Source organism: Bradyrhizobium hipponense (assembly GCF_008123965.1).
Classification (GTDB): Bacteria; Pseudomonadota; Alphaproteobacteria; order Rhizobiales; family Xanthobacteraceae; genus Bradyrhizobium; species Bradyrhizobium hipponense.
Genome location: NZ_VSTH01000208.1, coordinates 1 through 11,135 on the forward strand (window position 1 = coordinate 1; position 11,135 = coordinate 11,135).

Genomic DNA, 11,135 nt, shown 5'->3' on the forward strand with positions numbered 1-11,135 from the left:
GGGTTCTTCACGGTCGACTAACGCGATCAGCAACCGGAGCATTGTCCGAGGCCAGCCGACCGCCGGCTTGTGGAACGAAGCCGCTCAGGAAGGGCGACGGCCGCTCCCCTGCGGCGCCGCGGCAGCTCTTGTTGCTCATCCAGGAATTGCCGTGCCGCTCGCCAAATATAATGCGCTCCGCGTCTGAAACACACGTACGGCCCAGCGCTTGTCGTGTTCCGGCATTTTTGTTCCCAAGCGGACATGTATGGCGCGACAATCAGGATGAGACCGCGTCTGACCTTGATCGCCCGCCGCCCAGACATCAGCGGCACGACTATATCAGGGCTGAGATGATGCCGATCGAGTACTCGGGCTTCATGGAGATTGAGGAGACAGCCCTATTGTGTGGTTAGGGCGCTTTTGATCAGCGTCCCCGGGGACCGCGGACTTTTTGCGCTCGATCGTATGGTTGGAACAGCCCGGTAACAACCGCTGTGCGGGCACATGTTTAGACCCAGCTCGAAATTAATCCGGCTCCGGTTGGCACGGCCGTTGCTATCGACAAGCACGACACTGAGCGAGTGGGCGTGGCCAGATGAGCAATATTCTTCCTTGGGCCATATCCGACAGGGTGCAACAGCGCGCGCGAGCGGACCAACCTTTTCGGTCGGCTGATCGAGCGCAACGTTGAGCGGCTTGCTGGTTTCGCAGGCTTCTGGTCCGACCGTGTTGCTGCGCTGGACTACTTCCGCCGCTCGCTAACCAATCATGGAGGCTCAAATGATCACCCAGCTCGGCGCATCCGTACGTAGCCAAACTACAGACGTTGATGCAATGCTGGCCGAACTGCGTTTGGACAATGATCCGCACGATGTCGAAGTCGCCGGCATGTCTTTGCACATTCTGCCCGGGGTTTTGTCACCGCGCCTAAGCCACGCACCGGACGCACTGATCTCGAAATGGCATATCGAGCCCGGCGCGGCGGTACTCGATCTGGGGTGCGGATCCGGTGTACTGGGCCTTGCAGCACTCCGTGCCGGGGCAAGACGCCTAGTCGCTCTCGATATAAATCCGCAGGCCGTTCTCACGACGAAGATAAACATCGAGCGATTAGGCTATGCGGATCGAGCAGAAGCCCTCCAGAGTGATACCTATACTGCGCTACAACCTGGAGCACAATTTGATACCATTATCTTTGCGGCTCCCTATTGGAACCGCAAGGCCAATGACGATCTGGAGCGTTCGTGTTTCGATCAAGATCACAAGGTGATGGCCGCCGCGGTCGGAGGGGCGCACGTCTGGTTAAGTCCGAAGGGAGCGATGTATATCATTTTCTCCGATCAGGGAGATGTTGGGCACGTCATGAACTTGATCAATGAGAGTAAGCTGCGCGTCAGAGACATGCACATTTTCCGACCGACCATTCCTGGCGGGCACGTCCGCATTGTTTGGGAGCTATCCGCACGATGAAAGTCTCTTGCCGAAGAAGCGCGGTAGCCAAAGCTGCCGGCTGTCATCAGCGCCAAGCCCTTGGCGGTGCAGTCGATCAGGCCAATTTGCACGTTCCCGACCGAGCTGAAATCGTTCAACGGCGAGGTAAGAGATCGGCGTAGCCTTGCCCGCGTGCATGGTGTCCATCTTGACCGGCACATCGTCGACAAAGATCGCAAGTCCGGTGCTGTGATCTAGATAATAGCCGCGCAGAAAATACTGGTTGGCTTTACTAGGATTAATCCCGGTACCGGTTCGAGCGGTTCGGCCGGACGTGTCATGGGGAATGCCTGGAAGCACGTTTGTCGAACTGCACTGACTTCACGAATATGCCGACTGAAGAACAGCACCCGCCTTTTTGGGGGCGGCCCTTATGACAGTCTCGGAACCTGGCAAGCATCGGCGCAGCTACATTAGATCCGTCCAGGCGGCACCAAGCCTGTCAGGAGGGCAAGACATTCAAACAGGAAGTAGCTGCCGAAGATCAGCTCGACGTTTCGCGCGGCATCGATTTCGCGCACGACGGCTTTACGTGTGAAGCACCCGCCTATCAGCATTCCAGCCGCGCGCTGGTCACCGGGAGCTATGGGGGTGAGATAGTCCGCGATTAGCTGCGTCACCGTGCGCTCGGCGAATTCTCTGTACTTGGAACCTTCGTCAGGACCTAGCGCGCTGGCCAGCCGCAGTGCCGATGCCGCAGCAATGGCAGTTGCCGCGGTATCCCTGCTGGTGTGGGGGATTGCCGGATCATCGAAGTCCCAGTAGGCAACGAGATCTGCAGGGACGTGATCAATCCACCAGTCCAATACCCGAACCGCGTATTCGCGCCATAATGTCTCCCTCGGACGAACCATGGCGGCGTGAGCGGTGTAGAGCATCGCCCATCCCTGCGCCCGTCCCCAGGTGCTGACGTCGCTATATCCCTTGTGCGTGTGCGTTTTGAGAACCTTGCCGGTGTGCGGGTCGAGTGTGGACGATTGAATGACCGAATCATCCTGGCGCACATGGATCTCCAGCACACGTCGCATGTGTGCATTGGCGACCTCCTCCATCCGAGAGTCGCCCAGCTGGTCCGAGGCCCAATAAAGCAGGCCCGTCGCCTGGAGTGAATCGATGCTGCTCTCGGCGGTCCCGACAGCGCTGGCCTCTTCGGCATCATTGCCCAATGGGATTAGCCCTAGACGCGGATCGAACATCTCCTGAAGCGACTTTGCCGCACTTAGTGCAGCTTCGCGTGCGGTCGCGTCGCCAAAGAGAATGCTGCCGAGCGCGGCGCCGTGATAGAAGCCGAATCCCTTGAACGCCGTGCGGCGCTGGGCTCGTGGCAACATCCGAGCTAGCGCGGCGTGCGCATCAGCGATTGCGAACCGCCCGGGATCGGCAAGATGCGCAAGCCAGAGCTCACCGACGAACGCCCCGCCGGTCCAATCACCATCGGACGTGAAAGTCCAATTTCCGTCCACACTGCTCGCCCAGTGTGGTAGGCCTGAGCTTGCAGCCTCCCAAGTCTGGGCAATGCGAGCGAGCATGCGCTCGCGCGCAGAGAGATAGTTGCTTTTCGACATGGTCTTGGTCCAACAAAGGTCTCTTTGCGCCGCGAAGCGCGGGAGGGGGCAAGACAGGGTTCACCCACCGATGTAGACGTGGCCTCGCCTCTTGGCGATCTGATAGACCACCACACTCAGGAGCGCCACCAACGATCCGTAGACAGGAAACATCCAGGCGATGTGCTCGCGTTGCAGCCACACCAGCAGATATGGTGAGGTCCCGCCAAACAGTGACACACCTAGCGCATAACCAAGAGCTACTCCCGTGGTCCGCACGGTGCGCGGCATCAGGGTGGTAGCAATCAAGTTATAGAGGGCCATGTTGAAGCCCACGATGGCGCCGCCGAACACCGTGACAAGGAAGAACGTGGAGATGCTCTTCTCCGAATAGACCAGTGTGAGGAAGAAGCACGGGATGAGCAACAGGCGCAGCAACGTAAATGCGCGCGAGGGTCTCACCTTGTCCGCGAAGGCGCCCACCAGAGGGGCGGCAAACATCCAGACCAAGAGCATCAGCGTCATGATTCCGTAGACGGAGGTGCTATCCTCCTTAAACACAGTGTTGGCCATGTTTGGTAGGCCCGTGTTCCAGGCGTAGTTCGCGATTTGCACGGAACCGATCACCAGGATGACAGCAAGTAGCGACAGTCGCACATTCCAGAGCGTCTTCCAGATACCGCCGGTGGTTTGCTGGACGCGCGACAGCTCATCGTCACGATGCATCGCACGATTGATCAAGGTCTCCGGAAGGGTGCTGCGCAGATAGATAATTAGCAGGCCAAGCACCCCGCCGACCGCAAATGGTAGACGCCAGGCCCATTCGCGCATCACCTCGGGGGCCACCGAAGCACTCACCAGAAAAGCGACCATGCTGGATCCGAAGATGCCGAGCTGGATGAACGTACCACCGATCAGGCCGAGATAGCGCCCCTCCTTGCCCGGGGGCGCCAGCTCGACGGCGATAGCGTTAGCAACACCAGCCTCGGCGCCGGTGGCTAGTCCTTGCATAAGGCGAAGGAGAAGCAAGATGATGGGCGCCGTGAGACCGATGTCCTTGTAAGTCGGCATAAGCGCGATCAGTAGCGAGCACAACGCCATCGCTGTGACCGAGATCATCATCACCCGTTTGTGGCTGATGCGATCAGCGACCGGACCGAGCAATGCGGCACCCAGTGGCCGCGCGAAGAACCCCGCTCCGTAGACGGCGAGTGCCGCGAGCAACGAAGTGGTGGGATCACTGGAAGGGAAGAAATGCGGTGACAGGAACGCGGCCATCACACCGTAGACGTTCCAGTCGAACCATTCCAGGGCCACGCCTCCGCCGAGACCGGCCGTCATTGCCTTGGTGGCAACTTGATTCTCAAGCCGCATGGATGCGGGACTGTGAACGAAAGTGTTCACGTGTCCGCTGAGCGGCGCCTCCGCTTGCGTGGCTGTCGAAGAGCAAACCTCACCAGAAGCGTTGTCGAGAAAACGCGCGCGCGCAAGCCTACGTCCTATTCCCATGGTTCCCTCCTGTTGTCAAAGCGTGCTTCTTTCGAGAAGCTTATGTTTTTGTTTAATGATGCGAGGCTGCGGCGCCGACGGCGCCTGTCTCGTAAAGGCCCTTCAATTGCCGGGCGTCATAGCCGAGCTCTTTGAGGATCTCCTCCGTTTGGGCGCCGAGCTTTTGCGGCGGCAAACGCACTTCAGGCAGCTCCCCGTCGTAGCGCACTGGATGACTGACAAGCGTGATTGGGGCCCCCGTCGCGCCAGTGACGACCTGGAAATTCCTGTTGTGGACGATCTGCGGATCGGCAACGACGTCGGCATAGTCGTTAACTGCCGCGTGCCAAATTCCACGCGCTTCGAACAAGCCAATGCATTCCGCCGTCGTACGCTTGCCAACGTTCGCGGCGATCGCAGCCGAGGCTTCGTCCCGCCGGCGGTACGCCTCCTTGTCAGGAATCCGCTGATCGGCGGGAAGGCCGAGCGCTTCTGAGAGCACATCGAGAGATCCGAGAGAGATCGCTATGTGGCCATCGCGCGTCGCATAAATGCCGTAAGGCGCCCCGTAGTACCAACCAGCGACAGGGCCTGGCTGACGCACGTCATCTGGCCTTTGGCCGTTCAGGTAACACGTAAAAGATTCCATCTGCAGATCGAGCGCAGCCGACAGCAGGCTGACATCGACCCGGCACCCCTGCCCCGTACGCGCTTTTCTCACCAAAGCAGCCAAGATTCCGGCTGCAAACAAGGCGGCGCCGTGATGATCGACAGCGGAGACGCCCACCGCTCGCGGACCCTGCTCGCGGTTTCCGGTGATCATCGCTAGTCCCGATAGCGCCTGGATCAAGAGATCCTGGCCTGGACGATTGACGTAGGGGCCGTCAGGACCATAGCCGGAAGCTGCTGCGTAGATGATCTGGGGATTGATCTTCTTCGCATCCTCATAACCAAGGCCAAGCTTGTCGAGCACGCCCGGGCGGAAGTTCTCTGTGATCACATCCGAAGTTGCGATCAGCCGTTTGGCAATCGCGACGGCTTCGGGATTCTTGAGATCTAGCGCGATGCTGCGCTTGTTGCGGTTTCCAGTGAGAAGCAGCATCGATTGGCCATCGACCCGCTTGTCCGCCCCGCCCCACTTCCGCTGGAAGGCACCATCGGGTGGCTCCACGGCGATCACGTCCGCACCCAGGTCGGCGAGAAACTGTACGCCGACCGGGCCCATTAGGAAATGATTGAAGCTCAGGACACGAATGCCCCTCAGAAGATCGACCATACTGTTGCTTTCGGTTTTTCTGAAGACGGCGACGGCGTTGCTGCTGCATTTATGAAATCGATTTCAGAACTACCCCCTGTTCACGGCAGAGTCAAGCAAAAGGCCCGTCAGGCCGACATTCCGCGAGATCCACGCACGGATAACGCGGCTTGCGCGCACGCGAGGCTTGAGACAGCTGACGCTTGGATGGTTTATAGCTGATTGGACGCCATGCCTTTTCGCCGATCGACCAGACCAGATGGACAAGAAGCCGACAACCGCCCCCAAAGGCCGCCAGCAACCACGCGTGAAGATCGAGGATGTTGCTCGCAAGGCAAATGTCTCGCCTGCGACAGTGTCGCGCGTGCTTAATCACCCTGAAATCGTGCGGCCGGAGCTTCGCGACAGGGTGATGCGGCATATTGCCGATCTGTCCTACACCCGCGACAGTGCAGCGCGAGCCTTGAAATCAGGGCGTATGCGGACGATTGGCATCATCGTTCCGACGCTGGCGCTCGGCATCTTCGCCGAAGGCGTCGAAGCGCTGCAGAACCGCCTCAGCGAAAGCGGCTACACGCTATTCATCGCGAATTCCCAATATGACCAGCGGCGTGAATTGCAGGAGCTGCAGAGCCTCATCGAACGCGGAATCGACGGCATCGTGCTGGTCGGCGGCTCTCATGAACGCGAGCTCAGGGCGCTGATCGAGCAGGCCGCTGTCCCCGTGATCACGACCTATGTTTCCAAGGCAGTTGGCGGCATTCCCGCCATTGGGATCGACAACGAGAGCGCCACCCGCGAAATGACCGACTATCTCCGAAGGCTTGGCCATGTCCATTTCGGAGCGATCGCCAACGTTGTTCCTGCCTCCAACGACCGATCCCGCGCCAGGTTAGATGGAATTCAGCGCGCGCTTTCTGAAGCGGGCATCCCGCTCAAGCCGACCCAGATCATCAAGGCTGATTACTCGCTCGCACAAGGGCGCAGCGCGCTTCGCCAGCTATTGAACGACCATCCCGATACAACGGCGGTGATCTGCACGACCGATACGCTTGCCATCGGCGCCATGGCGGAAGCCCGCAAGATGGGGTTGGCCGTGCCGGGGTCGCTTTCCATTACGGGATTTGACGACATTGAGCTCGCGGCCCAGATGGACCCGCCGCTGACCACGATCAGCGTTCCGGCCGCCGAAATCGGCCGAGGTGCCGCCGATTACCTGATCAATGCCATCTCGGGAAGCCCGGTTCCGAAAAGCGTCCTGCTGCCGTACCGGCTGGTCATGCGCGCATCGACGGCACCGCCGAGGCCGGGCGAACGCCCTGTAAGGCGGCAGCAAGCGCGGGATCAGTAGCCGCTACAATTGCAATGAAATCGATTTCATAATAAAAGGAGATTTCCTCGGTTCATTTCAGGAGACGCTCGGCATGACCGCGAAGTCCGTTTCTATTCTCTCGACGTGTCCTCGGCCCTATGTCCGAGTTCTGACGTTGAACAGGACGTCGAAACGAAACGCCCTGAGCAACGAGCTGATCGCTGAGCTTGCGGCAGCCTGCCGCAACGCCGCTTTCGACCAGGATGTGCGCTGTGTCGTCCTTTGCGGAAGCGATGCCTTCTTCTCTGCCGGAGCCGACATCAAGGAGATGCAGCAGCGTGGCTTCGAGGCGATCGACAATTTCCCGCGACGCTCTGCCTGGCGGGAGATCGCCGATTTCCCCAAGCCGCTTGTTGCTGCCGTCGAGGGGATTTGCTTCGGTGGTGGTCACGAGCTGGCGATGTTGGCCGATATTCTCGTTGCAGGCGAAGGCGCGCTGTTCGCGCAGCCTGAAATCAATATCGGGATATTGCCAGGCGACGGCGCGACCCAGCGGTTGACTCGCGTTGCGGGCAAATCGCTGGCAATGCTGATGATCCTGACCGGCCAATCCATTTCCGCGGGTGCGGCGCTGCAGGCCGGCCTCATCGCGGAAGTTGTTGAAAATGGAAAGGCGCAGGCGCGAGCGATCGAGATCGCGGAGGTGATTGCACAAAAGCCGCCGCGTTCGGCGGAGCTCGCCAAGGCGGCCGTTCTCGCCGCCTTTCAGACCACTCTGGACACGGGCCTTGAATTCGAACGACAAGCAATCCGCCATGCCTTCACCACCGCCGACCAACAGGAAGGAATGAATGCGTTTTTCGAAAAGCGCGCGCCGAGCTATCGGGGAAGTTAGACGAGATAAGGAGGCGACGACTGAAGCTCCTCATAGGGGCCCGGCAAGGCTTTGAAGCTATCGCGGCCGAACACCTGGCTTACCTACCAGGGGAAATGTGAATTCAACTCCGGCATCCCCAAATGTCTTTCGCAGGGTTTCCATCAACTCGTCGGACATCGGAGGAGTGTGGTTATACTCCTCCAGCCGCCGAATGACCGCGGAAGACACCCCCGTTCGCTGGGCCAACTGCTTCACCGACCAGTTCAGCATGCCGCGGGCGGCGCGCAATTGCCTGCCGGTGAGCTTTGAGACGCCTCTTCGCGCCCTTGAGAGTATATCGTAGTGCGCGTCCATCCAGACACCGAGCCACTCCCTGACGCCACGGCCCGCCATTTCTAAGCGGCACCGCCCTGCACCGGTGCCAGCGATAAGCCCCGTCTGGTTGCCGCAACCGACATTCGACGTTGTAAGGCTCCTCCGTCTTAACTGAGACCGCCCACTCTCTAAGAGCTGTGTCGCGCTCCTCTTCATGAACGAGATCCACCCAGTCTTTGGCAAGATACCCCTGATCTTCGGTTTCCTTGGCATTGGAGAGCGCCGTGACGCCACCGTCGGAACTGCCGGTCCATAATAAGCCGCCAGCGATCTGGGCGAGGGCGCAGTAGCGCTCCGCCTCAATCTTGAGAGCATCCAGCAACTTACGCTTTTCGGTAATATCGAGCGCGAGGCCAAGAACGCACCTCGTTTTACCGGCCGCATCGAGCAAGGTTGCTGATTCCGCTCGATGTCGCCCACCATTCCGGAATGATCTCGCCCACCGTTCCGATTTGATGTCGCCCACCATTCCGAGATGATCTCGCCCACCATTCCGGGATGATGTCGCCCGGGGGTGACGAGGCCTCTTCTGGCTCCGATACGGTCCCGCCTTTCGGCTTTGCGAAGGGGGACCTGGATGCCGACGGAGAGGTTTGCGATGCGCCATGTGCGCGATGTGATCAGATTGAAGTCGGCCAGGATGCCGACCCGCGAGATTGCGCGGCGGGTGGGAACGGCGCCTTCGACGGTGCGGTTGACGATCCGCCGGTTCGAGGCGGCGGGGCTGACCTGGCCGTTGCCCGATGACGTCACCGACGCTGTGCTGGAGGCCCGGCTGTTCGCCAGCGCCGGTGCCGGTTCCGGCACGCGGCGGGGCCATCGCCGGCAGGCGGAGCCGGACTGGGCGGCGGTGCATCGCGAGCTCAAGCGCAAGCACGTGACGCTGTCGATCCTGTGGGAGGAGTACATCGCGAGCGAGCCCGACGGGTATCGCTATTCGCGGTTCTGCGAACTCTACCGCGCCTGGGAAGGCCGCCTGTCGGTGACGATGCGCCAGTCGCATGCGGCCGGCGACAAGCTGTTCGTCGACTATGCGGGCGACGGCGTGCCGGTGGTGATCGACCGGCGCACCGGCGAGCGGCGCGCCGCGCAGATCTTCGTCGCGGTGCTCGGCGCATCCAGCTTCACCTACGCGCAGGCGACCTGGACGCAGGGGCTCGCCGACTGGATCAGCGGCCATGTCGGCGTCTTCGAGGCGATCGGCGGCGTGCCGGCGCTGCTGGTGCCGGACAATACCAAGGTCGCGGTGATCAAGGCCTGCCGCTACGATCCGCAGATCAACCGCAGCTACGCCGACATGGCGGCGCATTACGGTACCGCCATTCTGCCGGCGAGGCCGCGACGGCCACGGGACAAGGCCAAGGTCGAGCAGGCAGTCCTCATGGTCGAGCGCTGGCTGCTCGGGCGGCTGCGCCACCGCACATTCTACAGCCTGGCCGAGGTCAACGCGGCGATCGCCGAGTTGCTGACCCGGCTCAACGAGGAGCGGCCGATCCGGCGGCTCGGCGTCACCCGCCGCAAGCTATTGGAGGAGATCGACCGGCCGGCGCTCCAGGCCTTGCCGGAGAGCCCTTACGTGTTCGCCGAGTGGCGGATCTGCCGGGTCAGCATCGACTATCACGTCGAGGTCGAGGCGCATTACTACAGCGTCCCGCATCGCTTCGTCCGCGCCGAAGTCGAGGTGCGCTTCACTGCCCGCACCGTCGAGATTTTCCACAAGGGCGAGCGGATCGCAACGCATCAGCGCATGAGCGGCAACCACAAGCACACGACCGTGCCGGAGCACATGGCGTCCAGTCATCGGCGCTACGCCGGCTGGACCATCGAGCGCATCCGCAAGGACGCCACCACGATCGGGCCAGCCACCGCGGCGCTATGCGACCTGATCCTCGATGAGCGCGCACACCCCGAGCAGGGCTTCCGCGCCTGCCTCGGCATCATCCGGCTCGCCCGATCCTACGGGCAGGAGCGGCTTGATGCGGCTGCCATGCGAGCGATCGACATCGGCGCGCGCACCTACGGCTCGGTCAAATCGATCCTCGCCAACAATCTCGATCGGCGTCCTTCACCCAAGCGCACCGCGGACGATCCGCCGATCCTCCATCCCAACATCCGCGGACCGCGCTACTACAATTAGGAGATCGTGCCTTGCTCACGCATCCGACTCTCGATCAACTTCACGCGCTCGGCCTTCACGGCATGGCCAAGGCCTTCGCCGACATCGAAGCCGGCGGCGAGGCCGCAAGCCTCGGCCACGCCGAATGGCTGGCGCTGCTGCTCGAACGCGAAGCGTCGCTGCGACGCGACAAGCGGCTGTCGAAGCGGCTGCAATACGCCAAGCTGCGACAGCAGGCCTGCGTCGAGGACATCGACTATCGCACCCCGCGTGGCCTCGACCGCAGCCTGCTGACCATGCTGGTCGAAGGCCAATGGATCGACCACCACGCCAACCTGCTGATCTGCGGGCCGTCCGGCGTTGGCAAGAGCTGGCTCGCCTCGGCGCTCGGCAACAAGGCCTGCCGCGACAATCGCTCCGTGCTCTATCAGCGTGTCCCGCGACTGTTCACCGATCTCGCTCTGGCGCGCGGCGATGGTCGCCACCCCCGGCTCCTGCGTGCGCTCGGCCGCGTCGATCTGCTCATCCTCGACGACTGGGGCCTCGAGCCGCTCGACGCCGCGGCCCGCCACGACCTGCTGGAGATCCTCGAGGACCGCTATGGCCGCCGCTCCACCATCGTCACCAGCCAGCTTCCCGTCGATCAATGGCACGCGCTGATCGGCGAGCCGATGACTTCATGATGCCTCCTTCTT

General features: G+C 61.3%; 9 protein-coding genes and 1 pseudogene. 6 read left to right on the forward strand and 4 right to left on the reverse strand.

What is annotated here, in order from left to right:
• Positions 1 to 762: 762 nt before the first annotated feature.
• Complete coding sequence (locus tag FXV83_RS39890) at positions 763 to 1,452, forward strand: methyltransferase (RefSeq protein WP_148745518.1); 690 nt, start codon at positions 763 to 765, stop codon at positions 1,450 to 1,452.
• 434 nt (positions 1,453 to 1,886) lie between these two features.
• On the opposite strand, the gene FXV83_RS39900 is transcribed toward FXV83_RS39890, so the two are convergent.
• Genes FXV83_RS39900 through FXV83_RS39910 form a run of 3 tightly spaced genes read right to left on the reverse strand, consistent with a single transcriptional unit; the run spans position 1,887 to position 5,730 of the window.
• Entirely contained in the window at positions 1,887 to 3,038 is a 1,152-nt protein-coding gene (locus FXV83_RS39900) for a glycoside hydrolase family 88 protein (protein ID WP_148745519.1), read from the reverse strand.
• Positions 3,039 to 3,098: 60 nt separating this feature from the next.
• Positions 3,099 to 4,526 carry an MFS transporter gene (locus tag FXV83_RS39905; protein ID WP_148745520.1) on the reverse strand — a complete coding sequence of 476 codons (1,428 nt, stop codon included), beginning with the start codon at positions 4,524 to 4,526 and terminating at the stop codon, positions 3,099 to 3,101.
• Positions 4,527 to 4,578: 52 nt separating this feature from the next.
• Positions 4,579 to 5,730, reverse strand: a complete 1,152-nt coding sequence (locus tag FXV83_RS39910) for a CaiB/BaiF CoA transferase family protein (RefSeq protein WP_235940583.1) — start codon at positions 5,728 to 5,730, stop codon at positions 4,579 to 4,581.
• Positions 5,731 to 5,736: 6 nt separating this feature from the next.
• On the opposite strand from FXV83_RS39910, the gene FXV83_RS43365 reads away from it, so the two are divergent.
• The 3 genes from FXV83_RS43365 (at position 5,737) to FXV83_RS39920 (ending at position 7,967) form a co-directional block, all read left to right on the forward strand.
• Positions 5,737 to 5,982 carry a hypothetical protein gene (locus FXV83_RS43365; RefSeq protein WP_187436496.1) on the forward strand — a complete coding sequence of 82 codons (246 nt, stop codon included), beginning with the start codon at positions 5,737 to 5,739 and terminating at the stop codon, positions 5,980 to 5,982.
• Positions 5,983 to 6,019: 37 nt separating this feature from the next.
• Positions 6,020 to 7,111, forward strand: coding sequence for a LacI family DNA-binding transcriptional regulator (locus FXV83_RS39915; RefSeq protein ID WP_148745522.1), 1,092 nt, complete (start codon positions 6,020 to 6,022; stop codon positions 7,109 to 7,111).
• A gap of 73 nt (positions 7,112 to 7,184) precedes the next feature.
• The gene (locus FXV83_RS39920; protein ID WP_148745523.1) at positions 7,185 to 7,967 is read left to right on the forward strand and encodes an enoyl-CoA hydratase-related protein; all 783 of its coding nucleotides are present in this window, start codon (positions 7,185 to 7,187) and stop codon (positions 7,965 to 7,967) included.
• 172 nt (positions 7,968 to 8,139) lie between these two features.
• Here FXV83_RS39920 and FXV83_RS43370 read toward each other — a convergent pair whose 3' ends face one another.
• Positions 8,140 to 8,715, reverse strand: coding sequence for a PAS domain-containing protein (locus FXV83_RS43370; RefSeq protein ID WP_187436494.1), 576 nt, complete (start codon positions 8,713 to 8,715; stop codon positions 8,140 to 8,142).
• 207 nt (positions 8,716 to 8,922) lie between these two features.
• Here FXV83_RS43370 and istA point away from each other — a divergent pair, with 207 nt between their 5' ends.
• Positions 8,923 to 10,461: an IS21 family transposase gene (gene istA, locus FXV83_RS39930; protein WP_187436495.1), complete on the forward strand. Its 1,539-nt coding sequence runs from the start codon at positions 8,923 to 8,925 to the stop codon at positions 10,459 to 10,461.
• An 11-nt stretch (positions 10,462 to 10,472) separates the two neighbouring features.
• A pseudogene (istB, locus tag FXV83_RS39935) lies at positions 10,473 to 11,111 on the forward strand (IS21-like element helper ATPase IstB); the annotation flags it as partial.
• Between the last annotated feature and the right edge of the window lie 24 nt (positions 11,112 to 11,135).